The sequence below is a fragment of the Tsuneonella flava genome (assembly GCF_002870965.1).
Lineage (GTDB): Bacteria > Pseudomonadota > Alphaproteobacteria > Sphingomonadales > Sphingomonadaceae > Tsuneonella > Tsuneonella flava.
Map to the genome: position 1 here is coordinate 564,905 of NZ_PHSO01000005.1, position 23,860 is coordinate 588,764.

Here is a 23,860-nt window from a genome sequence, read left to right on the forward strand (position 1 = left end):
AAAAAGCGAAGTCCACACTCGCCCTCCCGCGCAGACCCCGTTTTACCGAGGGCGCAGCGGGCAAAAGTCACATTTTTCAAAACTCAAAGGAGCGGTCCATGTCTCCGCCGGATTTGACCGGTTTTTCTTGCCCCCCGACCGCTGCCCGCTAGGATGAACGCAATAAGGAGACGACGATGGGATATGTACTGATACTGCTGCTCGCCGCGCTGGGCGTGTTTCTGATGAGCAGCGTCCGCGTCGTGCGGCAGGGGTATGTCTATACGATCGAGCGATTCGGGCGCTTTACCAAGTCGGCCGATCCGGGGCTGCACATCATCACCCCGTTCATCGATCGCGTGGGGCACAAGATCAACATGATGGAACAGGTGCTCGATATTCCGGGGCAGGAAATCATCACCAAAGACAACGCGATGGTCGGGGTCGATGCCGTGGTGTTCTTCCAGGTGCTGGAAGCGGGCAAGGCGGCTTACGAAGTGTCGGGCCTGCATCCGGCGATCATGGCGCTGACCACCACCAACCTGCGGACGGTGATGGGCAGCATGGATCTCGACGAAACACTGTCGAAGCGAGACGAGATCAACGCGCGTCTGCTGTCGGTGGTCGATCACGCGACTTCGCCGTGGGGGGTGAAGATTACCCGTGTCGAGATCAAGGACATCCGCCCGCCGATGGACATCTCCGAAGCGATGGCGCGCCAGATGAAGGCTGAACGCCTGAAGCGCGCCGAGATTCTGGAGGCGGAAGGCGACCGCGCCAGCCGCATCCTGCGCGCCGAAGGGGAAAAGCAGTCTGCTATCCTCTCTGCAGAGGGCAAGCGCGAAGCGGCGTTCCGCGATGCCGAGGCCCGCGAACGCGCGGCAGAGGCCGAAGCCCGCGCCACGCAGATGGTGTCGGATGCGATTGCCCAGAGTGGCAACGCGGCGATCAACTACTTCATCGCGCAGGAATACACCAAGGCAGTGGGCAAGTTCGCTACCAGCCCCAATGCCAAGACGATCCTGTTCCCGGTGGAAGCAACGCAGTTGATCGGATCGCTCGGCGGCATCGGTGAACTGGTGCGGGAAGCAGTGAAGCCGGGTGACGTGACGACACCGGTGCCGTCTGCCACGGCCTCCGCGCCTGTTTCGCGTACCCGCGCGCAGGCGACTGTGCCGCACACCGGGCGCGGTTCCTGATGGACTGGCTGGGCGAACTGGACGCTTACCTGGCGTGGCTGTCAATCGGCCTGCTGCTGGCGATCATGGAAATGCTGATCCCCGGTGTTTACCTGATCTGGCTGGCGCTGGCCGCACTGGCGACCGGCGCGCTGACATATGTGCTCGATCTCGGGCTGTCGTTTCAGATCGTGAACTTCGTGTTCCTGTCGCTGATCATCGTGTACTCGGCCCGGCGCATGGTGCGGGACAACCCGATTGAAAGCACCGATCCCCTGCTCAACAATCGCATGGGGCGGCTGGTTGGACAGACCGCTACCGTGACTGTCGCCATCAGCGATGGTGACGGGCGTGTGCGGCAGGGCGACAGCGAATGGCTGGCCCGCGGGCCGGATATGGATAGCGGTGCGCGGGTGCGGATCACCGGATTCGACGGCGGCACTTTGCTGGTCGAGCCGCTCACCCGGCTCGAAGACAAGCGCGACGGTGCAACGGAAGAAGGCGCTCCGGCGTGATGGTCGGCCTGGATTGCAGGGACTGACCGGGTGAAGGCAGTGTCCGCCCGGATCAGCCCGCTACGGTTTCGTTGAACCGGCCATAGCGGCGGAAACGGGTCATCCAGCGATCGAGGAACAGGCCCAGCGGGCGCGGCGCGATGCCGAGCTGCTTCATACCCGGCAGCTTGCCACCGGGAACGTTGCCCTGCTTCAGCATGGCCCACTGATCGCTGTTCATCGGGGTGCCCGGCAGCGCCGCAAACAGTGCCGAGAGCGAATCGGGCATCTCGATGAAGGTCCGCTTGCGATGCTGGCTCGCGGCGATCCGCTGGTGCAGCGTCAGCATCGTGATGGCTTCCGGGCCGGCGATCTCGAAGGTCTTGCCACCAAACGCCGCCGGATTGGCCAGCGCCACCACCACAGCCTCTGCCGCGTCGTCCACGAACAGCGGCTGGAGCGGGGCATGGGGGGCGAACACCGGCAGGACACGGAAAGTCGATACCAACCCGGCGAACATCTGGATGAAGTGGTCGTCATCCCCGAACAGGATCGACGGGCGCAGGATCGTCGCTTTGGGAAACGCTGCCAGTACTTCGGCTTCGCCAGCGGCCTTGGCCTGAGCATAGCCGCTGGGCGATTCGCTATCGGCCCCGATGGCACTGACATGGACCAGTGCGGCTACCCCTGCTGCGGCAGCGGCCTGAGCGACAGTGCCGGCACCATCGGCCATTGTCGCTTTCAGGTCGCCCTCAAACGCGCCGACGAGGTTGACCACGGCATCGGCCCCGCGCACCGCAAATGCGACTGTGTCCGGCTTGGTCACGTCGCATGGCAGGAACTCGATCTGCCCCAGTTGCGCCAGCGGCTTGAGCTTGAATGCCCGTTCCGGGTGGCGGCTGGCAATGCACAGCCGTGCCCCGCGTTCCAGCAGCGCCTGCGCGACATGATCGCCAAGGAAACCGCTGCCGCCGATGATTGTCACCAGCTTGCCATTCAGGGGATCGCGAGATGCCATTGCTTGCCTCGATAGGGGTATAATTCAGACTGTTGTTATCGCCCTGCCAAAACCTACCGCCTCCTGCAACACCGCATCGTGCGTCAGGGCATGCGCGGTGGGTTTCTGCGGTAATGTGTAGTTCGTCATGCGATCGTCGTTGACAACCCCCCGCCACCCCAGCTATCGGCGCGCCCCTACCCGCAGCTGGCTTCGATGACCGGCTCGATTGTGTGCCCAGATGGCGGAATTGGTAGACGCACCGTCTTCAGGTGGCGGCGCTCGCAAGGGCGTGGAGGTTCGAGTCCTCTTCTGGGCACCATTTGTTCTTCTCACGTTCTCCCAAATAATCTATAAAACCCGCAGAAATCCTAGGGATTTGGCCCTTGGATCGTTCCGGATCGTCCCGCCTGTTCTCGGGGCTTCCAGACACTTTTGTGGGCCTTTTGAGGCCGTTTCGCAAAGGCCCAGATGAAAAGGCCCCCACATGCCGCTGACAGATACTCGCCTCCGCGCACTTAAGCCCAAAGATAAGCCGTACAAGGTAACCGATGAGCGCGGCCTATATGTTGAGGTCACGCCGACCGGCAGCAAGCTTTGGCGATTCCGATACCGGATCGGCGGTGCGCAAAAGAAGCTCTGCATCGGCAGCTATCCCGAAATCAGCCTCAAGCAAGCGCGAGACGTGGCCTACGAGGCACGACGAACTGTTGCTTCTGGCGGCGACCCGGCCTTTGAGAAGCGGAAGCGGAAAATCCGCGCCGAGTTCCTTTCTGCACAGACGTTCGAGGCAGTCGCACGTGAGTATATCGAACAGATGATGGTCCAGAATGGCCGTGCCGATGGCACGATCGTCAAGGCCAATTATTTCCTCGACAAGCTTGCGCCTGCCATCGGGAACAGACCCATCCACGAGATCGAGCCGTTCGAAGTCCTGGCTCCTCTCAAACGACTGGAAGCCACCGGTAAGCACGAGACTGCGAAGAAATGCCGCTCGTTCGCAGGCCGCGTGTTTCGCTACGGTGTCGCTACTACCCGCTGCAAATCCGATCCGACCAGTATGCTGAAGGGTGCTCTCGTAACGCCGAGAGCCACGCATTATGCAGCCATCCTTGAGCCCACCGAGTTAGGCGGGCTGCTGCGCGCAATCGACGACTTCACTGGCTACATGGTGACGAAGTTAGCTTTGCAGATCGCGCCGCATGTGTTCGTGCGCCCCGGCGAACTCCGGCACGCCGAATGGCATGAGATCGACCTTGTCGATGGGGTCTGGAAAATTCCTGCCGGTAAAATGAAAGCGCGTCGAGCGCATGCTGTCCCGCTTTCCAAGCAGGTTAGAGGCTATCTTACTGATCTGGCCGAGATGCTCGGCCGCGAAGGTTATGTCTTCCCGTCTGCGCGCAGCTCCAAGCGTCCTATGAGTGAAAACACGCTCAATGCGGCATTCCGTCGCATGGGATATTCGAAGGAAGAAGTCACCGCGCACGGACTCCGGGCGACAGCATCGACATTCCTGAACGAGTCGGGACTCTGGAATCCGGATGCGATCGAGCGCGCCCTGGCACATGGCGACAGCAATGTCGTGCGTGGCATCTACCATCGCGGCAAACATTGGGACGAGCGGGTGCGCATGGCTCAATGGTGGAGCGACTACCTTGATGAGCTCCGGACAGGAGGAAAGGTCATCGTGGGAAAGTTTGCGAAGGGTTGATAGGAAGAAGGAATTTTTTCTCAGCCAATGCAGGACCGAAGGCTCAGGATTAGCCCTATCAGGGACACTGACGCGAGCAAGGCGAACTCAATTCTGATGCCCCAGACTTTAAGCCAATTCCGCATCGTGCTGAGCCTCAGCTCGTAGAGCTTTGGCAGCTAAGCTGATCGAAGCGCTCAGCAACAGTCTTCCACGTTGCTATGCCTGCCTCGTTCCCTTCGTTGGATAGCCGCTGGATTTGCTGCGCGATATACGCGGTTCCCTCTTCGCCATGGTTCTTTTCGACCCAGAGCGCGACGGCCCACAATTCCTGATCGCGGTTCAGCACCATGGTTCTCGCCTCCCGGTCCAGGTTCGCGCCAGGCCTTCGCTGACCAGCTGATCGCCAAGCGAGCGGCCGCCGCGCGTTACAACCCGCAATTTGCGACCGTACTGATCCTCGTCTCTGCTACCGATGGTCCTCAGTTCAAAGGGCCCGCCATTCAGTAATTCGACAAGGCGGTGCGTCGCGCGCATGCCGAGCTGGTACTCATAGTCGCAACGAGGCTCGCTGATCTCGGGAGTGTCGATGTCGGCAATCCGGATCTTCACGCCATCAAGCCAGAAAGTATCTCCATCCACGACGCATGTGCGTCGGATGGATCCGCAGATGTCGAATTGTGGGGAGCTTGCTTGCTGGAATAAAGCCTGAGGCTGCTGATCGTCGTTAGCAAGGCTGGCATCATGGACTGGCCAGTTGAGTGCCAGCATCCCTCCAGCAAATACGATCGCGAATGCTCCCAAACCCAACGCGATCTCCTTTCTCAGCTTCCGGCGCTTCTGTGCCTTCAACGCCTTGCGAAAGTCGAACGGCTTACCGGGGGTCTCATTCACTAGCGTTGTCCGTCTTCATACCGGCACACTATTTCAGACAATAGCCGGAAATCAGGCAGTTTCGTCAATTGTAGGTACCAATTGCTTGCCAACGTCCCAACACAGACCGGACATATTGCGGCGTTTCACCATTTTTCGGAATACCGCGTGATCGGGAGACGGCACCTGGGCCCGCATTGTAAGCAGCCAAGGCCAGGTGGACCGCGTCGAACCGGTCCAACATATCGCGAAGGTACCTGGCGCCACCGTCGATCGATGCAAGAGGGTCATGACGGTTCCGGACGCCCAGTTCTCGCGCCGTGGCCGGCATAAGCTGAGCAAGCCCGGCAGCACCAGCTGGACTCACAGCCATCGGATTGAAGCGGGACTCAGCCCAGATGAGAGCACGAAGCAGGTTGGTCGGAAGCCCGTACCGGCGCTCAGCCTCGGCTATTGCCGCCATATACAGGCCTTCCCGGTAGGATACGTCTGCTGGCCCGGCCTGGTAGATCGCAGGAAGATACTGCCTTGCTGGCTGCCGGTCCGTCTTCGGCGGAACGATCGCGTGCTCGAACAAGGTGAAATCCTGGGCGCGGACTTGCTGTGAGGTGGTCGCGATCATCCCCAGACAGGCGACCGCTATCGCGGTCCGACGATTGAGGCAGGTCATCTCGAGTGGTGCTCCATTGATTCGAATCGCGATAGAACATAAAGAGAACATATGTCTGTAGGAAAGCCGCGAATGTTTGTCTTTGGGAGAGGAGAGGAACGCTGATGAGGGGCCACTTTGCATGCTGAGGAGCTCGCATGTCCCTGTCTGTCCAAACTCATCCCAACCGGTCGCTTGCCGAGACCGCCCGTCGCATTTGTGAATCGCGAGGGGGCAAATGGTCCGGCACAAAGGGCATGGCCTGTTGCCCCGCGCACGATGACCGCATGCCGTCACTCGGTGTGTCGCTCGGCCGACAGGCCATCCTCTTCCACTGTTTCGCGGGATGCGATCAGCAGAGCGTGCTGGCTGCTCTGGCGCGTGAAGGTTTCGAGGCACCGACGCTCTTTTCAGGTTCTGCGACTACCGAAGGTCCCGAGCAGACCCGAACGCGCAAACCCTCGGCGGCAGCGCTGAGGATCTGGCGTGATGCACAGCCACTGCGTGCCAGCCCGGCAAAGGCCTATCTGGAGAGCCGCGGAATCCTCGCCGCATCTCAGGCGCTCCGCTTCCATCCACAAACGCCACTTGGTCCGAAGGGTCGCACCCGCTTTTTGCTGGCTATGATTGCGGCGGTCAGCCTCGACGAGGGGCCGATCGCCATCCATCGCACGTTCCTTTCGGGCATTGCCAAGGCCGACTTCGACAAGCCGAAACGCGCGCTTGGCGCGCTCGGTGAAGCTGCTGTTCGCCTTTTTGCTCCGGTTTCCGGCAAGCTCGGCCTTGCTGAAGGGATCGAGAGCGCGATGTCGGCCTACGCTCTCACCGGCATTCCTGTCTGGGCGACTCTGGGGAATGAGCGCTTTGGCCTCGTCAGCGTGCCCGAGAGCGTGACCGACCTTCACCTCTTCGTCGATCATGATGCGGGCGGCGAGCTGGCTGCCTCGCGTGGCCTGGCCGCTTATGCCCGCGATGGACGGACGATCCACGTTCGCAAACCATCCTCACGCGACACCGACTGGAACGATGAACTTAAAGCATGGCTGCGCCGCAAAGCGGCGCGGTAGAGGAGAGAGAGCTTCTCGAATTCCTGATCCGGCAGAGGGCGTGTCCCGATGCCCTCATCAGGAGGACGAATTGCCATGTTTCAATCAGACCTGTTTCCCGCTGGCGAGCAGTTGCCGTCAGTGCCATTGGCTTACGCTGTCGGCGCCAAGATTGCCGAGCTTCTTGCTTCGGGACGTCATCTTACTCGTGCCGAAATTTCCGGGCTGTTCGCCGAAGAGACCGGCGTCATGGACTGGGGAAGTGCCTGGACCATCGACGACCACAACAACGCCGTAGAGATCGGCGCACTGCTCTGGCTTCGTGAGTCTTCTCGCATCGATCTGGCGACAAGGGTACACGAAGCCGAAGCGCGGTTCGACTGGCTCGAAGCAGCCTTGCCGCCGCGGCACGTACGCAGTGAAGGACAGGTCGAGCTCCAGCAGTTCTCGACCCCGCCAATGCTGGCCTGGCTGATGGCGAAGGCCGCAGCTGTCTGCGCGCAAGACACGCTCCTCGAACCGTCCGCAGGCAATGGTGCCCTTGCCCTATGGGGCAGCGTCCGGAAGGCCTCATTGGTCCTCAACGAGATCGATCCGGCAAGACGAGACGGCCTCAGCCACATCTTCCCCGCAGCCGCGATCACCAAGCATGACGGGGAACTGATTGCCGATCTGCATCGGGGCCCCGTTCCGTCTGTCGTGTTGATGAACCCGCCGTTCGCCCGCAGCCAGGAACGCGGCAAGGATGGCGAGACGGCGCAGCGCCACCTTCGTAGTGCAATCCGGACCGCCGCCAGTGGCGCGAGGATTGTCGCCATCATGCCCGAAGGCTTCAATGCTTCCACCTTCGCCGAGGCACAGGACGAAGCGTCGCTGCTCCTCGATGTCCGGCTGCAGCAGGCTTTTCGTCGGACAGGAACGGGGATCGTTGTTCGCCTGGTCGTGGTCGACAAGGTGTCGACTGCGCCCTCGTCAGCGATCACCGGAGATACTGCCGACCTCATCTCGCTCCACGAACTTGTCACGGAGCTACCGCCACGAGCGCGAACCTCCGCCAGCCTCCATCGACTGCCAGTCGGCAAGCCAGTGCGCTTCCTTGGCAAGACGTCGACCCAACGCACGCCGGTCCGGCCGGTGGCGCCGTTTGCAGCGAGACCAGCAGCCACAGCAAATGCGGTCGACCTAACCTATTCGGTCCTCGCCGACCCCGCGCCGGTGCCTGAACAGTCGGGCATTTATCTGCCTTACCGGCCAAGCCGCATCGCGTTCGAAGACGCGCCGGTCCATCCCACCCCGCTGGTGGAATCGGTCGCCATGGGTTCGGTCGCGGTGCCCCAGCCGGATGTTAGCCCGCGCCTTCTCGCAAATTGGCGGGCCGATGGCCTTCTGTCCGAAGCGCAATGCGAGACACTGGTCTACGCCGCCCAGGCATTCGCGCGCGATCTTCCGGGCCGATTCAAGGTCAGCCAGGAAGGCACCGCGCTGGAACTGTCCGAAGATGGTCACGAATACCGCCAGGGCTTCTTCCTTGGCGACGGAACCGGAGCGGGCAAGGGACGACAGATCGCCGCGGTTATCATGGATCGCTGGCTCGCAGGCGAGCGGCGTCATGTCTGGATCACCAAAAACGAGGCGTTGCTCGAAGATGCGCGCCGCGACTGGGAAGCGCTTGGCGGGCTGCCGCTCGACATCCAGCCGCTCTCGCGCTGGAAACTCGGCCGCCCCGTAACGATGTCCGAAGGCATCCTCTTCGTCACCTACCCGACGCTGCGCTCGGGGCGTGCCGAGGATACGCGGCTCGACCAGATCCTTGCCTGGGCGGGCGAGGATTTCGATGGCGTGATCGCTTTCGACGAAGCCCACGCCATGGCCAATGCGCTCGGCGGCTCTTCAATCCGCGGCAAGGTCAAGAGCTCCGAACAAGGGATGGCGGGCCTCAGGCTGCAGAACCATCTCCCGCGCGCCCGCGTGCTCTATGCTTCTGCCACCGGCGCTTCGGATATCGCCAACCTCGGTTACACCTCACGGCTTGGTCTCTGGGGACCCGAGACCGCCTTTCCGACCCACGAGGCGTTCATGACCGAGATCCGCGCTGGCGGCGTCGCGGCGATGGAGCTCGTCGCGCGCGATCTCAAGGCCCAGGGGCTCTATCTCGCCCGTGCGCTGTCCTTCGCCGGGGTCGAGTACGAAATTCTCGAACACAACCTGACCGAAGCGCAGGTACGGATCTACGATGCCTATGCCGATGCCTGGGCGATCATTCACCGCAACCTCGAAGCTGCGCTCGAAGCAACCCGCGTGGTCGACGAGGACAGCGGCGATACGCTCAATCGGAACGCCAAGGCTGCGGCGCTGTCGATTTTCGAAGGCACCAAGCAGCGCTTCTTTGCCCAGCTACTGCTCTCGATAAAACTGCCGAGCCTGATCCCCGCGATGGAAACAGCGCTTGGCGAAGGTCATTCGGTTGTCGTGCAGCTGGTCTCGACCGCCGAGGCCATGCTCGACCGACGTCTTGCCGACCTCTCTGACGAGGAACGCGAAGCGCTCGAACTCGATCTCAGTCCTGCTCAGTACGTTATCGACTACCTTGCGAAGAGCTTCCCGGTGCGCCTGATGCAGGTCTTCGCCGACGATGACGGCAATCTTCGCTCCGAGGCGATGAGCGACGAGGAGGGCAATCCCGTCTTCTGCCCGCGCGCCATTGCCGTGCGCGATGCGCTGATCGAGCAGCTTTGCGCACTGCCGCCCATTGCCACCGCGCTCGATGCGATTATCGAGCATTTCGGAACCGACGCAGTGGCCGAAGTCACGGGCCGGACCCGCCGGCTTGTCCTGGGCCGCGATGGTGAGCAGCGCCTCGAACGGCGTAGCCCCAGCGCCAATGTCTCAGAAGCGCAAAGCTTTATGGAAGGGACCAAGCGCATCCTGGTCTTCTCGGATGCGGGCGGCACGGGCCGCTCCTACCATGCCGACCTTGGCTGCCGGAACCAGCAGCGCCGTGTTCATTTCCTGCTCGAGCCGGGCTGGCGCGCCGACAACGCGATCCAGGGTCTCGGCCGCACCAACCGCACCAACCAGGCCTCGGCCCCGCTGTTCCGACCGGTAACCACCGACGTAAAGGGCGAGCGTCGGTTTATCTCGACCATTGCGCGAAGGCTCGACGCCTTGGGCGCGCTGACGCGCGGCCAGCGCCAGACCGGCGGACAGAACCTGTTCGATCCGGCAGACAATCTTGAAAGCGATTATGCGCGCGACGCGCTCAGTCGGTGGTTCCAGCTGCTCTATGACGGCAAGCTCGAAGCCACGAGCTTCGAGAACTTCGTCGAACGCACCGGCCTCCGGCTTGAAAGCCCCGATGGCGGATTGACCGACAATCTCCCCACGATCCAGCGCTGGCTCAACCGTATCCTGGCGCTGCCTATCGCGCTCCAGAACGCCATATTCGACGAATACCTTGGCCTCGTCGAAGCGCGGATCGAGGCCGCGCGTGAAGCCGGGACGCTCGACCAGGGACTGGAAACCGTGAGGGTTGATCGCTTCACGGTCCTTGCCGACGAACTTCTCCGCACCGATCCCGTGACCGGAGCGGAGACCCGCCTCGTCTCGCTCGAAGTAACGAGGCACCTTCGGCCTCTACGCTTGCAGCGCCTATTACGCATGCACGAGATCGGCAGCCCGCACGCGATCCCGATGCGCAATGCGCGCTCTGGCATGGTCGCACTGTCGGTTCCGGCCCGACGCCTCATTGCTGACGACGGGGCCGTGATCGAACGCCGCCGCCTGCTGCGCCCGCTCAAGTCCGCGAACTGGACACTTGAGGCACTCGGTGAGAGCCACTGGGAAGAAATTGGCGTCACCGCGTTCACGAGCGCCTGGCGGGCCGAGGAAGAGGAGGCCGCTGCTTCACCGGTGACCGAGCGCGTCCATCTCGCCACCGGGCTGTTGCTTCCGGTGTGGAAGCGCCTGCCTGGCGATCATGTCCGCGTCACTCGGCTCGTTGCCGAGGACGGCCAGTCGATCATTGGGCGTGAAGTGCTCGATATCGATCTCGCCGCAATCGCCGAGACCTTTGGTCTTTCCGGAGTTAGCGGACCGGCGCCTGAGCAGATCGGCAACCTCGTCATCGCCAGCGGCAAGCCGCTGGGCCTCGCAAGCCACGATGCCTTGACCGTCAAGCGATCTCTGGTCGGCGGCGAACAGCGGCTTGAACTGACCGGGTTCTCGCCCGATCGGCTCGACTGGTACAAGGGCAAAGGCTGCTTCACCGAGATCATCCGCTACCGCACGCGCCTGTTCGTCCCGGTGTCGAATGCCTCGTCGGTTCTCCCCGCGCTTGCCGCCGGAGCCCTCGGGCAGACCCCAATCTCGGAATGAGAGTGGAGGCAGCCCTTTGGGCTTGTGGGCCTCGTGATCCTCACCTGCGCCTTCATTCCATCAGGAGAACACCCATGATCCAGTCGATTCCTTTGAAGAAGCTCGTCCCGAGCCCGCGCAACGTTCGCAAGTCGAGCGACGTGCTGGCCGACCTCCAGCTGCGGGCAGACATCGCCGCGCGCGGCCTGCTGCAAAACCTCGTCGTGCGCAAAGGAAAGCGCGGCAAGTTCGAGGTCGAGGCCGGTGGTCGCCGGCTCGCCGCACTGCAGGCGCTGGCCGAAGAGGGCACCTTGCCTGACACGCACGAAGTCACCTGCCTCGTCATCGAAGGCGAAGAAAGCGAAGTGCGCGAAGCCAGCCTTGCCGAAAACTTCCAGCGTCTGGCGATGAACCCGGCCGACGAGGCGCAGGCCTTTGCTTCCATCATCGAGGCTGGAGCCAGCACTGAAGACGTGGCCCGCCGGTTCGGTCTCACGGTCCGCTTTGTCGAGGGTCGTCTGCGACTGGCGGGTCTCGCGCCTTGCGTCTTCGAAGCGCTCGCCGAAGGAACAATCACGCTTGACATGGCCAAGGCTTATGGCGCGATTTCTGACGTGGAGCGCCAGGCGCAAGTCTATGCCGAGCTGCAGGACGCCTGGTACCAGATCACTCCTGACACGATCCGCCGCATGGTGCTCGATGCCACGGTGCGTGGTTCCGATCCGCGGGCCGTGCTTGTCGGACGCGATGCCTATCTCGCCGCAGGCGGCCGGATTGAGCGCGAACTGTTCGACGATGATGCCAGCGAGAGCTGGATCGATGTCGCGCTGCTCGAAGACCTCGCGCACAAGGCCATGGAAGAGGCGGCGGAAAAGACCGCGCTCGAATATGGCCTTGCCTGGGTGCGCCCGACCCTTGGCACCTATGTCAGCCACGACCTTGTTGAAGGTCTCAGTCGCTTGCCCTGCGAGCCTGCGCCAATGACCGAGCAGGAAGCGCAGGAGCTCGGCGAGCTCGAGGCCGACTACGACCGTGTCGCCGCCGTGCTCGAAGACGAAGACAGCGACGAGGAGGAGATCGCCAAGGCCGAACAGGAACTCGTCGTCATCGACCGCGCCATGCGCGCGCTCAATGACCGGCCGCCGCTACTCGCCGATGAACTGAAATCCGAGGCCGGTGCCTTCCTAGTCCTCTCTCGCAATGGCGAGCCAACATTGGTCCCGCAGTACTACACCAAGACCGAGGTCATCACCGACGAAGGTGTGGTCGAGGCAGTCGAGGAATCCGGAACGGCGAAGCCAAAGGGGAGTTCATTGTCGCAGCGCCTGCTCGATGAACTCGCAATGCAGCGCCGCGACATCCTGGCAATCCATCTCGCCAACGACCCGGCACTGGCGCTCGATTTCATGGTCTTCACGCTCGCCGATGCCGATGGGCATGACTGGCGCGCCAAGAAAGCGTCGACCCTCGTCGGCTCGGTCGCGTCCGGCCCGGTCACCGGGTTCGAGGCCAAGGATGCCCCGGCAAGTGCTGCTATGGCCGAGTTCGCAGGATCGCTCGATGAAAGCTGGCGTGCTGGCGAAAACGACGTCGAGCGGTTTGCCAGGTTCCGGGCACTGTCTGACGAGACGCGCTCGGCCTGGCTCGGCCATGTCGTCTCTCGCACGCTGGTTGCCAGCCTTGCCTGTGACGGTGAGCGCTCGGTGCCACTGCACGAGGCGCTCGGCTCGCTCCTCGAAATCGAGACCGCGCATTGGTGGCGTCCCACGGCGGCGAATTACTTCGACAGGGTGGCCAAGGCCCGCACGCTCGAAGCGCTCGATGCCGCCGGTGGTCCCGATTTGGTCAGTCGCTACGCTGCCTCGAAGAAGGCTGAGCTTGCGAGCGCTGCCGAACGCATCTTCTCGGGCAACTTCATTGGCGAGCCCGAGGTTAAGGAACGGGCGCAGGCATGGGTGCCTTCGATCATGCGTTTCGCCGGTTCGGAAGAAGTCGAATTGGCAGACCACGAAGGAAACGAGGCGGTCAACGGCGAAGGAACTGACGAGATTGCCGAGCAGGCTGCCTGACCCCTCCTGACAGGTCCAGGTCACTCGGCGGGCGGTCCGACCCTCTAGGGACGGGCCGCCTTTTCGTTGCCAGATTATCGGCAGAAAACAGTCAGTCCGCTTGTGGATCAGAAAAAGGGGAGAACGAACTACTCATTGCTGGCAATCGATTCAGGCTGAAGGTCGATGGCCGATCACGCCAAGGGGACCGATCAGGCGCGAGACACCTCCGCTGTTCATATAGCCGCATAATTCTCCGTATCCGGCGCTTAGACCTTCTCCGCCGATCGCAACGGGGCGATGTTTCGAAGAAATTTCGGAGTTTGCCCATGGATATCGAAGCTATCGCACCGTTGAAACGGTGCGCAATTTACACCCGCAAGAGCACTAACCAGCGCCTCGAACATGATGTCAATTCACTAGTTACGCAGCGCGAAATCAGTAGCGCCTATGTCAAGAGTCAGCAGTACAAGGGTTGGGTCGAGCTACCCAACCGATACGACGATGGCGGCCATTCGGGGAGCGGAATGGATCGCCCTGCGCTCTCGCAGCTCATGCAGGATATCGAAGCAGGAGAGATCGACGTTGTCGTGGTGTACAAAATCGACCGGCTGACCCGTAGCCTCGCCGATTTCGTTCGGATGATCGAGATCTTCGATCGCCGTAACATAGCTCTGGTCTCCATCTCACAGGCCTTCGATACTTCCGACAGTATGGGCCGGATGATCCTCAATGTGCTGCTTACCTTCTCCCAGTTCGAACGCGAGCTTATCGCGGAAAGGGTGCGCGACAGCATCCGCACGCGCAAGCGGCACGGGAAAATGCACGGTGGTTTGCCGCCGTTCGGCTATGTTGCCACACCCGAGGGATTGAAGGTTGATGAGCCAGAAGCTGAGATTGTCCGGTTTATCTTCGACGAGTTTCTGCGGACACGGCGATACACTCGCGTCATGACGGCCGTTCGCGAACGGGGTCTTTGCAGCTCGGTCAAGTATTCGCCGCGGGGCAAGTCGCGCGGGGGAACGCCTATATCACCCAGTACCGTCTACGGCATCGTTCAGAACCCGATATATGTCGGCGAAATTCGAGGGCACGATCGGACCTATCCAGGCGAGCACGAGGCGCTCATATCGCGCGAAATCTGGGAGAAGGCGCAAGCGATCTGCAACGAGCGCAAGAAGCGAAAGCCGGACAATCGAGATACTGACCACTTTCTCGCGGGCCTGCTATGGGACGATCTTGGACGCCATATGCGGCTCGACCTGAAATGGCATTGGGGCAAGTTCTACAAGACCTACGTTTCGAGCAACGCCATCTGGTCGCAGAAGCTGTTTCTTCGGCAGTATCGTTCAAGCGCTGACGAGCTCGACGCGGTAGTTCTGGCGGCAGTCGCAGAGTTCTTGTGCGATCGGATCAAGCTAAGAAAGGCGCTCAAAGGGCTTGGTCTGTTCGGCGAAAACCTGGAAACATTGGCCGAGAAAGGGCCGGCAGCCTCCGACCGGCTGATGGCGACCGCGAAGCCGAATCTGCATGAGCTTTTCAGGGCAATCGCGCATCGTGTGGAGCTCGGTGAGGACCAGGTCTCAATCGAGTTTCGTATGCTCGAGGTACGTCGCTATCTCGAGTGGAAGAGCGATATGAGCTTCCGCGGGCGTCCATCGAACTGGTCTTGCAGCGATGCGCGCTACGATCATGTTGTCGCGGTAAGAGCAGTAACTGCCGAGCGTTGGCCATCCTTGCATATTAAACCGCGAAAAGCTTCGTGCACGGGGACGCCCGACAAGAAGCTTGTCGATCTCATTCGCAGCGCCCGAAAAGCGCAACGTCTCGTCGAAGAGAACCGCGAGCTCGACCTCGATGCGCTAGCAAAGATCCAGGGTTGCCGTACGGCGCAGTTCGCACGCCTAGTACGGCTTAATTACCTAGCTCCGGACATCGTTACCGCAGTTTTCGATGGCACGCAGCCCCCCGGCCTCAACAGGAAGGTATTGCTGAATTCCAACGTGCCGACCGATTGGGCGGTCCAGCGCAAACTCTATGGATTTCCAGCGCCCGAGCGTGCGATCGATCCTCGCAATCTGTTTGGTCGCGGGATGTGGCCGAGCGCGTCAAAGTAGAGGCCGTTAGGAGACCGTCAACTATCGAAAATTGTCGAAGAGTTACGGACGCAACAACGTAGGCTGCAGTCTATGCCGAACCTAGACTGTTCCACTGCTTCCAGCTCTGCAAGTGTTTGGCCATGCCCGGAAATGGAACTGCACTCATCGCAGACAAAATTTTATCAACCTGATCCCAACGGGGGTAGGTGGCTGCACGCGCGATTTGGCTCGCGAGTTTGTATGGGGTCATCGGCGGACAATCTTCATCCTTCAAGGCTACGAGCGTTGCCATCGCAATGAACAAGTTGCGATTGATGTCTGCAGACTTCCCAAGGAGGATGTTCAGCGGCTTCTCGACCGAAGAGACGTCGAAATCTGCCTTCCTGAGGGCATGAAGAAGCGTTCGGTTGTCGAGCGAGATATAGCTAAAGCCCGCTTCTGCCATGTCCAGGATGGCCGTTGCATATTGGCCCTCGTCAATGGCCCCTTGATCTCGGGCTCGCATTAGGATTGGCTGGAGCCAAAGGCCGTCGACATCGAGAGCAGCTTTCGCCCAAAGTCGAATGCCGAAATCGTCTGCTAAGATTGGCAGGCCTGCACCGCTTGCAGCCAAGGCTGGAGCGATAGCGTTAAGCCCCACCATATCCGCCATCTGACGAGCTTCTCGGTCCAACTCACGACTGGGTAAGGCGTCAACTATCTCGAGATTTTCCCTAGCCCACTCTAATTCGTCTTTGCGAACCTCGATCACCGATTGGATTTGCTCGTCAGTGTGCTCAGTCAAGACGTACTGACCATCTTGATACCCGAACGTCCCCATTTGGCGTCCGAGCATTCCTTCTGCCTCATGGAAGCGCTCAGTTAAGCGCTCGATTGTTGTGGCGGTTGCCTTCAGTGGTCCGCACACTGCCTTGATTGCCTCCTCCAATTTGAGGCGCTTAATAAGCACGGCCGTGACAGCATCAACCACGACACCATGCTCGTCATTTTGATCTATGATCTCGAACGCAGCTTCGCGCTCATCCGATGTCCCCTGACAAACTCGGAATGGTATCCCCGTTTCAGCGGGGAGACCGATTGAGCATTCAATTTCATCCTTACCTAAAAGCCCAGCCAACCAAACAATCGAAATTGGGTTGTCGCGATATATGTTGATTGTCTCCCGATTCCGCTCGCTTAGGCGTCGGGTCATTCGCTTCATTTCGAAAAAGGGATCTTCTGCTTCGGTGACGATCGACATTTGAAGCATAGCCCCCGAATTGGGAAAGCGATCATTGAAGCGAGAGATGGATCGATGAAAAGTGTCTAGATAGACCGACTTAACCTCGGCAATTGTCAGTTTGAAATTGCCATGAGCTCCCTCGACCTCCACCACATCCCCAGCGGCGTGACCCATCAAAGTCTCAGCCAAAGGATCGTCCGGGGAAAGCCATTCATCTCCAAAGACTGCCGGCTTCTGTTCCTCAACTCGATACCAGCGGTCTTCATTCTTGTCGGTCAGCACACGGCATACCGTAGCGACATCAATTTTTGTCGGAGAGAGGTCTATGCCCGATATGGTGATGTTGGAGAGAAACAGGCCATGATACCCGGTGTGGCAATCCACACTATTCCAGTTTTCAAGCAGCAATCGGTAGGCGAACGGTAGTGATTTCGCACCATCACCGTATGCCGTCGCAAGCCTGAAATACTGCATTCGGGCGAATGGGCTGCCTTCCAGACCAGCAAAGTCAGTTGCTTCGATATCCTTGCGGATTTTCCCCGTCAGACCCGAAGTCTGCCACAAACCAATGCGCAATGTCCGCATCTCAACGTCTTCGGGGAAGCTAGTCAGATACTTATTTAGGAGGGGAAGCGTTCGATCGCTTCCAATCTTGTTGGCCAGCGCGATCCGTACACGTCGGTACCATCTCTCTTCAGCAAGCCCCTCGGGAACGCGATCGAGAAGTTCGGATGCTGTGCGATGCAGGTCGCCATTCATCGCAGCAGCAATGCACAGCGAGAGTGGTTCATTCTCGTGATCAACCGCGACTCGATCTTTGAGAAGATCAACGGCGATTTCGTAATGTTGTCCCCGAAATGCCTCGTCCGCTAGTTCGTGAATTACGCCAAAGGAACTGTTTCCGTCGACAAGCTCAATTGCTGCATCAAGCGCCTCTGAATAAGCCGTCTCATCCTCTGCCAATCGCTCGATTTTGGCTCGAAACAAGAGAGGCAGTAGGTCTCCTGGGTGGTTTTTTGCTAATCCTGAGAAGAAGGCTCGGGCGCCATCAAAGTCGGCTTGCTTGCGGTACCATTCGAAATGCACCCCAAAGAATTGAAATTGAGGAAGGTTCAACTTTTCTGGGTACTGCTGCTCATCGAGTACCGCTTTGGCTTCGGCATAGCGATCGAGTTCGATCAAAGCTGCTGCGAGAGTTAGATCTCGCTTGCTGGACCTTTCCATTGGCTCAAGCAGCGGCACTGCTTTCGCTGCTTCGCCCGTTTGGACATAGTGCATAGCCACTTGCTCAACCAGCTCAACCTCATCTGGGTGGTCTGCGATGGCCCCTTCGAGGATCTCGAATGCCTTGTCGAACCGATCATCTAGCCTGCAGGCAAGAGCAGCATTGTGTGCGAGCGAGACCGGCACCTCGCCTTCGATTTCACGAAGGTTCGCAATTTGCCCGACAAGGACATCTGCCGCATGAGCTATGTCTTCACGGGAGATGGGCCCCGCTGGCTCTCCAACAATGAACTCGGGCGCTTTCTCTAGGCATTCATCGACAATGGCTTCGGCGGCAAATCTCTTGAGAAATTTGTCTTCGTGGTAAGATCGCGCCCCATCAATTGCCAATTTTCTCCACCCTTGGTCGCCCTTCATGCGCGCCACCGTTGATTTGAGGCCGAGCATGATCGATGAATCAAGAAGCTTTGACGGAATGTCAGCGAAGAGATCCTCTTTACCCTGCTGCGCACGCGCCTGAGCTAGAGTTTCGGCCATCTTTTGGTTTTCGGGGTTGCGCTTTAGGGCGCCTAAAGCCGTGGCTTCAGCTTCCTCGCTCTCACCCGACAGGAGAAGGCCTATGGCGAGGTTGCTCTCCGCATTCTTGTGCGCGGGATACTCTCTTGCCGCATCTACAAGAATTCGCCCCGCTTCCTCAAAACGCTCGCGCTTGATGGCTATGCCTGCCTTTGCGACATTCAGGCGATAGATCTCGCTTGGGCTTGCCTGCGCTTGCTCCTTGGCGACCAACCGATCAAGCAAAGGTATCGCGGCTATCACATCCCCTTCATCAATCATGTTTTGGACGAGCGTAATTTGCCCGTGCAGCTTAGTACTCTCATCCTCGTCTTGAACCGCCTCAGCGCTCTCCGTCGCAACGCTGTTGCCACCCGCTCTCAGTGATTGGAGCTCGGCGATAATACGATTGACTCCCTGATCCTGATACTCCCTCAGCTCTTCGACGATTAAAGGCGAATAGGTTGGGTCGAAGGCCTTGATGGCCTCAGGATGCTTGGCAACGTGTCCCTCGATATCTTCCCAGCTCCAAACGTCGACAGAGAAGTCATCGCGTTCCTCCGTCATGAGACGAGCAACCTCTTGAATTTTCGCGTCACGATCAGCTGTGGTGACGAGGATAAATTCCTTAAGCTTCGGCCGGAACTGCTCGGCCTTCTTTACCTCGTCTCGAAGCTCCTTCTCTGTAACCGGCTTCTCAAAATGCTCCTTGCACTGAAAGCCAACTGCAATCTTTCCCGGACGCCATCCGAAAACATCGACACCTTTTTGCCTTTGGCCTGTTCGCCCATTACCTTTAGCGGTCGGATCGCCCAAAACACATTGGGCCAATATTTCGATTTGGCGTTCGAACTCTTGCCAATCCTTTGGTTTTGGAATGCGAGTGGATGCTGTCGACATAAAGCGTTGATGAACCGAAAATCCTTGAATTCACAAGGGTAAGTTATCCCCAAATCGGGGATGGCGTAGAGGTGCTAACGAGACAAAGGAGAGGATTGAGCCCGCAGGGGAACGGTGGGAATATCCATTGGACTATGGAGCTTGTGATTGGAAGCAAGTCAGTGGCAGTAGCTCGGCACATGGTCAGGCCCCTTACAAGCCGAGCAAACGGCCACTCCCGCACTCTGAAAGGCGGCTGCTTTCCGCAAGATTTGATCTGGTCTCGAACGTCCGAAATTGGGGCGCATAACGACCGCCTGTAAAAGAGAGAGGAGGGAGCTTTGGTTTTCCTGAACCGGGACATGTCCGTCCCGGCGATCAGGAGAACTCCCATGACTAAGCCCAGCCGCACTGCATCGACTTCGCCAGCTCAGCGCATCACCGCCGCAATTATAGAGAAGCTAGAGCAAGGCACAAAGCCTTGGGTCAAGCCGTGGCGCGGAGTGCCCGTCTCGCGGCCCTTGCGCTCCTGCGGGACGCCTTATCGCGGCATGAACACTTTCTGGTTGTGGATGGTGGCCGATGGCTGTGGCTACGCCTCGCCCTACTGGATGACCTATCGCCAGTGTCAGGCGCTCGGCGGACAGGTCCGCAAGGGTGAGAAATCGACCATCGCGATTTTCTACAAGAGCTACACCAAGGAGGTCGAAAACGCCGAGGGCGAAGCGGACACCGAGAACCGGCGCGTGCTCAAGGCCTATGCCGTGTTCAATGCCGACCAGTGCGACGGCCTCCCTGCATTCTACCACCCCAAGCCGCTGTTTGCAGCACTTGAGCCCGAAGGACGCGAAAAGCGGCTCGATGCCTTCTTCACCCGGATCGAGGCAGACCTGCGGCATCATGGAGCCCAGGCCTATTACGAGCCGCAGCGTGACCGGGTCACCATGCCGCCAGCCGAACTCTTCGAAGCCTATGACCACTATTACGCAACGCTTGCCCACGAGCTGTCGCACTGGACGGGGCATTCTTCGCGGCTCGACCGCGATCTCAAGAACCGCTTCGGCAGCGATGACTATGCTGCCGAGGAATTGATCGCCGAGCTGTCCTCGGCCATCCTCGGGGCCGAACTGGGTCTTCCGGTCACCCACCTCGACCATCACGCCAGCTACATCGCGTCCTGGCTCAAGATCCTCAAATCGGACGAGCGCGCCATCCTGAGCGCTGCGGCCAAGGCCGAGGAAGCGGCCAGCCTGCTTCTCGAACTGGGTGGTCACCAATCCCTGGAAGGCGAGGCCGATGTCGATTCCGCCGATGCGGCCTGAGGAGCAGTGAGATGGGACGTTCCGTCAGCTATCCGACCGGCTCCGTGGTGGCCTTTCGCCTGCTCGATGACGGCGAAGAGGACGATGTAGACTGGGCCTACGAGTGCCTCGTCGACGAGGTCATCGATACTACGAAGGCGACCTTTCCTTCCTTTCAGCGCTTCGATGGATGGCGCGGCCGCGAGGACCGTATCCTCCTGCGAAACGCCTTCGCTGATTGCGGCATATCGACTTATTGTGGGCTCGCCGCGATCTGGCTCGCCGAACGCGATGATTCCCATTACTGGGAGGCGGACATCTACGTCCCACGAACTGCAAGGGCACGGCATTGGCTCGCCCAAGTGTCGGGAAGGTTCATCGACCTGTTCGGTGAGCTGCGCCTGGTCGGGCGGTTCTCGAATGGCGAAGCGATCTTCGAGCGCTCCCGATCCGCTTGCGACACCGGGTCCTGATCCTGCCTCATCCCAGTCCGCCGGGAGAGGCCCTTGGGCCGGTCGGGTCGAGCCGCAACCTGCGGCCCTTCGGCCCGTGTTGCCCGCGCCAGCCTAGGGCCGCAGGTTTCCCGCTACGCGGTGCGTCTCGCCCCTTTCCCCGGCCCTGATCGGGCTCCGGCGGACAGGCCCGAGGCAATGGTGCCTCCTGTCCTTGTCCCCGCGATCAGGAGACACCCCATGTACGACAGCTTCATCGATCAGTTGAGCGGCCTCGACCTTTCAGGCCTCAGCATCAGGCCAGCCCCTTTCAACGAGACCGACTTTCCCTGCGAGGATGCGATCGACCAGACGCTTGGTGCCGTATGGTCCGACCTCTTCGCGATGTTTTCCGACACGGCCCTGGAAGCTGATGCCGAGGATATCGCCTGGGGCATGGTCAATCTCTTTCACCGTGCTGCAAGTCGGAAGTCCGCTCAGCTCGACCGGGCCAGCGACGAGATCCGGGTCCTCCTCGCATCAGCCGATGGCTCCGAAGTGCACTCGAGCAATCTGGAAGAGCAGGTCGAACGTGCACAGGCTGCCGAAGCCAGCATGCTGGCCTTCGAGCAGATGCGCGAGGCTGCGGCAGCACTCTACCGCGACGAGACCGGTTCCTCGTGGAAGCCCGTTTCCGGCTCGCGCACGAGCCATTCGCGAAACCTCACATCGGCCGTGATCGATGCCCGCGATTTCCTTCGCGCACGCGCCGAGAACCGGCGTCATGCCCTGATCCCGGAGGGAACTCCAATCGTCTTTGCCGGTGGTCGTCAGAGCTTCGAGAGCGCAGAGGATGCGCGTGTCTACGCCGACAATATCTGGGCGACGCTCGACAAGGTTCGCGACGTGGTTCCCGATCTCTTCCTGGTCCATGGCGGCGACGGCAAGGGTGCCGATCGCCTGGCCGCGAGCTGGGCCGAGCGCCGCGAAGTGCAGCAGCTGACCTATTCGCTCGACCGTCGTCTCGGTGCCCGCGCCGGGTTCAAGCGCAACGAGCAGATGCTCTCGCTCAATCCGCGTTATGTTGTCGCCTTTCCGGGCAATGGCGTGACCGAACGGCTCGTCATTGATGCCAAGGTACGTCGGATCACCGTGGTCGATCGTCGTGGTCCGTTGGGCACCTCTCCGGGGTCCTGAGGGGTCATTCATCATCAGCATCTACATTGCCGGGATGTGCATTCGGCGCTGACCCGCCTATGGGCCGGTCATGCAACTTGACGATCTGCTGCAGCGCTACTTTGCCACCACCGACCTCTCCGGGGTTGCCCCCGACACGTTGTCAGCCGGCATCGAGCATTGCCGGGTCGATCTCGGCCTTGAGGAGGACCGGGGCAAGCGCTTTGCACTGTGGTCGTTCCTGCACATGTTCGGGTCAGCCCCTGACCTCGATGTGGCGTTCGAGAACGAGGAAGACCGGGAAGCCGCCCGCAACTTCATGGATCTGCTGGCGGCATCGGAAGGCGATGGGGTACGCTGATTGCAGCAGGGTCACGTGAGCCTTCAAGCCCGCACCCGATACCCATCCGGCTTTCTTCGCGAACAGTCCTGAACCAGGTCAGCTGAGGACAGCAACCCGTTCCTTTCCGGCCGTGTGGTCGCGCTTCGCGCGCCTGCCCGCACCACCCGTCATGAACAGGTTCCCCTTCGGCCCTTCTGGCCTGCGGTGCAGTCCTCCCATGCCCTGCTTCTTCTGGATGTTCGCAAGCCGGAGATGGTCTCCGGTTTGAGGAACTGAAGGACTTACACCATGACCAATATCGCAATCCTCACCGGCCGCATCGCTCGCGATCCGGACACCCGCGAGACCAAGGGTGGCACCAATGTCACCGGGATCACCGTCGTCACCGATCGCCCCGCACGCGACAAGGACGGCAAGACCTACAAGGACGAGAACGGCTACACCGCCAAGGAAAGCGAGTTCCATCGGGTGACCTGCTTCAACGGCCTCGCCAAGACCGTCGGCCAGTACTGCTCCAAGGGCCAGTTGGTCAGCGTGCAGGGCCGCATCCACTACACCCAGTGGGAGGACAAGGACGGGGTCACGCGCTACGGCACCGAGATCCTCGCGGATAAGGTCGACTTCCTCTCCCGCGGTAGTGGTTCGAGCGACGACAACGACAACACCGACGCTCCCGATATCGACTGACATCGATGCCGGTCGTCCCCCTTACGAAGAGGCTCTGCCGCAAGCGGCAGGGCCTCTTCTTCTGTGGTTAATGGGTTCCCGGCGCTGCATTCGAAGCACGGGTTGCACCGCGCCCCGTCAGTTTCTCGATCGCGGCATCCTCGCCGAGTTTCCCGAGTTCTTCGGCAACCTTCCTAAGCCCCTTCTTCGAGAAGCTTTCGAGGCCGCTTCCCAGGATGATTTCGCCGAGTTCCCTGGCCGCTTGCACTTCAAGTTCGCGTTGTTTGGCGTCGAGCGCCTCGCGGTCCGCTTCGAGCTTTTGCAGGGCTGCAATCGCGCTCCTGTTTCGGGGCATGTTTCTTGTCCTTTTGTCCCCCTCGCATCTGCTCCCCGGTTGTTTCCATGCCCGCGTCATCGGGGTGTAGGAAAGGCAATTCGCACCCAGCAGGCGTTCGATATTGGGGCGGAGGTGGTGGGTCCTGGCTCACGGTTCTCCCAGCATGATGGCCTTGCGCCTCCCGCCTCAAGGACGGCGGGGCCCCACCATTTTGCCCGCCACCGGATTGCATCCGGCAGCGATCAAAATCGTTTCCCCCACCGCCGCTATTGCGGTCGCCCATCCGGGCGATCCTTGACCCGGGATGCACAAGACCATCG

At 60.3% G+C, this 23,860-nt stretch carries 18 protein-coding genes and 1 tRNA gene; 13 read left to right on the top strand and 6 right to left on the bottom strand.

Going from position 1 to position 23,860, the window contains the following annotated elements; all coding sequences use genetic code 11:
• Positions 1–176: 176 nt before the first annotated feature.
• Positions 177–1,178, top strand: a complete 1,002-nt coding sequence (locus CV013_RS09680; RefSeq protein ID WP_102155033.1) for an SPFH domain-containing protein — start codon at positions 177–179, stop codon at positions 1,176–1,178.
• Positions 1,178–1,672 carry an NfeD family protein gene (locus tag CV013_RS09685; protein ID WP_102155034.1) on the top strand — a complete coding sequence of 165 codons (495 nt, stop codon included), beginning with the start codon at positions 1,178–1,180 and terminating at the stop codon, positions 1,670–1,672. The genes CV013_RS09680 and CV013_RS09685 overlap by 1 nt, the downstream gene beginning before the upstream one ends.
• 52 nt (positions 1,673–1,724) lie before the next feature.
• On the opposite strand, the gene CV013_RS09690 is transcribed toward CV013_RS09685, so the two are convergent.
• The gene (locus CV013_RS09690; RefSeq protein ID WP_102155035.1) at positions 1,725–2,669 is read right to left on the bottom strand and encodes an NAD(P)H-binding protein; all 945 of its coding nucleotides are present in this window, start codon (positions 2,667–2,669) and stop codon (positions 1,725–1,727) included.
• A 214-nt stretch (positions 2,670–2,883) separates the two neighbouring features.
• On the opposite strand from CV013_RS09690, the gene CV013_RS09695 reads away from it, so the two are divergent.
• Positions 2,884–2,970, top strand: a tRNA-Leu gene (locus tag CV013_RS09695).
• Between the two features lie 165 nt (positions 2,971–3,135).
• A complete protein-coding gene (locus CV013_RS09700) occupies positions 3,136–4,359 on the top strand; it encodes a tyrosine-type recombinase/integrase (RefSeq protein WP_102155036.1) in 1,224 nt (407 codons plus the stop codon).
• 136 nt (positions 4,360–4,495) lie between these two features.
• On the opposite strand, the gene CV013_RS09705 is transcribed toward CV013_RS09700, so the two are convergent.
• The 3 genes from CV013_RS09705 to CV013_RS09715 all read right to left on the bottom strand — a co-directional run bounded on the left by CV013_RS09705 (position 4,496) and on the right by CV013_RS09715 (position 5,881).
• Positions 4,496–4,690, bottom strand: a complete 195-nt coding sequence (locus CV013_RS09705; protein ID WP_102155037.1) for a DUF6961 family protein — start codon at positions 4,688–4,690, stop codon at positions 4,496–4,498.
• Positions 4,681–5,232: a thermonuclease family protein gene (locus tag CV013_RS15695; RefSeq protein ID WP_198591847.1), complete on the bottom strand. Its 552-nt coding sequence runs from the start codon at positions 5,230–5,232 to the stop codon at positions 4,681–4,683. Before CV013_RS15695 ends, CV013_RS09705 begins: the two co-directional genes overlap by 10 nt.
• Before the next feature lie 64 nt (positions 5,233–5,296).
• On the bottom strand, positions 5,297–5,881 hold the full coding sequence (locus CV013_RS09715) for a lytic transglycosylase domain-containing protein (protein ID WP_102155038.1): 585 nt from the start codon (positions 5,879–5,881) through the stop codon (positions 5,297–5,299).
• A 266-nt stretch (positions 5,882–6,147) separates the two neighbouring features.
• Between CV013_RS09715 and CV013_RS09720 the strand changes: the two genes are divergently transcribed.
• The 4 genes from CV013_RS09720 to CV013_RS09735 all read left to right on the top strand — a co-directional run bounded on the left by CV013_RS09720 (position 6,148) and on the right by CV013_RS09735 (position 15,424).
• Positions 6,148–6,927, top strand: a complete 780-nt coding sequence (locus CV013_RS09720) for a DUF7146 domain-containing protein (protein ID WP_232806579.1) — start codon at positions 6,148–6,150, stop codon at positions 6,925–6,927.
• 75 nt (positions 6,928–7,002) lie between these two features.
• A complete protein-coding gene (locus CV013_RS09725; protein ID WP_102155039.1) occupies positions 7,003–11,280 on the top strand; it encodes a strawberry notch family protein in 4,278 nt (1,425 codons plus the stop codon).
• 74 nt (positions 11,281–11,354) lie between these two features.
• Positions 11,355–13,328, top strand: coding sequence for a ParB/RepB/Spo0J family partition protein (locus CV013_RS09730; protein WP_102155040.1), 1,974 nt, complete (start codon positions 11,355–11,357; stop codon positions 13,326–13,328).
• 308 nt (positions 13,329–13,636) lie between these two features.
• Positions 13,637–15,424: a recombinase family protein gene (locus tag CV013_RS09735; protein WP_102155041.1), complete on the top strand. Its 1,788-nt coding sequence runs from the start codon at positions 13,637–13,639 to the stop codon at positions 15,422–15,424.
• Positions 15,425–15,494: 70 nt separating this feature from the next.
• Here CV013_RS09735 and CV013_RS09740 read toward each other — a convergent pair whose 3' ends face one another.
• Complete coding sequence (locus CV013_RS09740; RefSeq protein ID WP_102155042.1) at positions 15,495–19,307, bottom strand: PIN domain-containing protein; 3,813 nt, start codon at positions 19,305–19,307, stop codon at positions 15,495–15,497.
• 371 nt (positions 19,308–19,678) lie between these two features.
• Between CV013_RS09740 and CV013_RS09745 the strand changes: the two genes are divergently transcribed.
• From CV013_RS09745 to CV013_RS09765, 5 genes are all read left to right on the top strand, one after another.
• A complete protein-coding gene (locus tag CV013_RS09745; RefSeq protein WP_102155043.1) occupies positions 19,679–20,608 on the top strand; it encodes an ArdC family protein in 930 nt (309 codons plus the stop codon).
• An 11-nt stretch (positions 20,609–20,619) separates the two neighbouring features.
• A complete protein-coding gene (locus CV013_RS09750; protein WP_102155044.1) occupies positions 20,620–21,060 on the top strand; it encodes a hypothetical protein in 441 nt (146 codons plus the stop codon).
• A gap of 219 nt (positions 21,061–21,279) precedes the next feature.
• A complete protein-coding gene (locus CV013_RS09755) occupies positions 21,280–22,215 on the top strand; it encodes a DUF2493 domain-containing protein (RefSeq protein ID WP_102155045.1) in 936 nt (311 codons plus the stop codon).
• Positions 22,216–22,285: 70 nt separating this feature from the next.
• Positions 22,286–22,555, top strand: a complete 270-nt coding sequence (locus CV013_RS09760; RefSeq protein WP_102155046.1) for a hypothetical protein — start codon at positions 22,286–22,288, stop codon at positions 22,553–22,555.
• Between the two features lie 270 nt (positions 22,556–22,825).
• Positions 22,826–23,224 carry a single-stranded DNA-binding protein gene (locus CV013_RS09765; protein WP_067695865.1) on the top strand — a complete coding sequence of 133 codons (399 nt, stop codon included), beginning with the start codon at positions 22,826–22,828 and terminating at the stop codon, positions 23,222–23,224.
• 67 nt (positions 23,225–23,291) lie between these two features.
• Here CV013_RS09765 and CV013_RS09770 read toward each other — a convergent pair whose 3' ends face one another.
• The gene (locus tag CV013_RS09770) at positions 23,292–23,618 is read right to left on the bottom strand and encodes a DUF6437 family protein (RefSeq protein ID WP_232806580.1); all 327 of its coding nucleotides are present in this window, start codon (positions 23,616–23,618) and stop codon (positions 23,292–23,294) included.
• Positions 23,619–23,860 lie beyond the last annotated feature (242 nt).

What these genes read in the sequence shown, in the direction of transcription:
- CV013_RS09680 (WP_102155033.1), top strand. Translation starts at nt 177, where the DNA reads ATGGGATATGTACTGATACTGCTGCTCGCCGCGCTGGGCGTGTTTCTG.
- CV013_RS09685 (WP_102155034.1), top strand. Translation starts at nt 1,178, where the DNA reads ATGGACTGGCTGGGCGAACTGGACGCTTACCTGGCGTGGCTGTCAATC.
- CV013_RS09690 (WP_102155035.1), bottom strand. Translation starts at nt 2,669, where the DNA reads ATGGCATCTCGCGATCCCCTGAATGGCAAGCTGGTGACAATCATCGGC.
- CV013_RS09700 (WP_102155036.1), top strand. Translation starts at nt 3,136, where the DNA reads ATGCCGCTGACAGATACTCGCCTCCGCGCACTTAAGCCCAAAGATAAG.
- CV013_RS09705 (WP_102155037.1), bottom strand. Translation starts at nt 4,690, where the DNA reads ATGGTGCTGAACCGCGATCAGGAATTGTGGGCCGTCGCGCTCTGGGTC.
- CV013_RS09715 (WP_102155038.1), bottom strand. Translation starts at nt 5,881, where the DNA reads ATGACCTGCCTCAATCGTCGGACCGCGATAGCGGTCGCCTGTCTGGGG.
- CV013_RS09720 (WP_232806579.1), top strand. Translation starts at nt 6,148, where the DNA reads ATGCCGTCACTCGGTGTGTCGCTCGGCCGACAGGCCATCCTCTTCCAC.
- CV013_RS09725 (WP_102155039.1), top strand. Translation starts at nt 7,003, where the DNA reads ATGTTTCAATCAGACCTGTTTCCCGCTGGCGAGCAGTTGCCGTCAGTG.
- CV013_RS09730 (WP_102155040.1), top strand. Translation starts at nt 11,355, where the DNA reads ATGATCCAGTCGATTCCTTTGAAGAAGCTCGTCCCGAGCCCGCGCAAC.
- CV013_RS09735 (WP_102155041.1), top strand. Translation starts at nt 13,637, where the DNA reads ATGGATATCGAAGCTATCGCACCGTTGAAACGGTGCGCAATTTACACC.
- CV013_RS09740 (WP_102155042.1), bottom strand. Translation starts at nt 19,307, where the DNA reads ATGTCGACAGCATCCACTCGCATTCCAAAACCAAAGGATTGGCAAGAG.
- CV013_RS09745 (WP_102155043.1), top strand. Translation starts at nt 19,679, where the DNA reads ATGACTAAGCCCAGCCGCACTGCATCGACTTCGCCAGCTCAGCGCATC.
- CV013_RS09750 (WP_102155044.1), top strand. Translation starts at nt 20,620, where the DNA reads ATGGGACGTTCCGTCAGCTATCCGACCGGCTCCGTGGTGGCCTTTCGC.
- CV013_RS09755 (WP_102155045.1), top strand. Translation starts at nt 21,280, where the DNA reads ATGTACGACAGCTTCATCGATCAGTTGAGCGGCCTCGACCTTTCAGGC.
- CV013_RS09760 (WP_102155046.1), top strand. Translation starts at nt 22,286, where the DNA reads ATGCAACTTGACGATCTGCTGCAGCGCTACTTTGCCACCACCGACCTC.
- CV013_RS09765 (WP_067695865.1), top strand. Translation starts at nt 22,826, where the DNA reads ATGACCAATATCGCAATCCTCACCGGCCGCATCGCTCGCGATCCGGAC.
- CV013_RS09770 (WP_232806580.1), bottom strand. Translation starts at nt 23,618, where the DNA reads ATGACGCGGGCATGGAAACAACCGGGGAGCAGATGCGAGGGGGACAAA.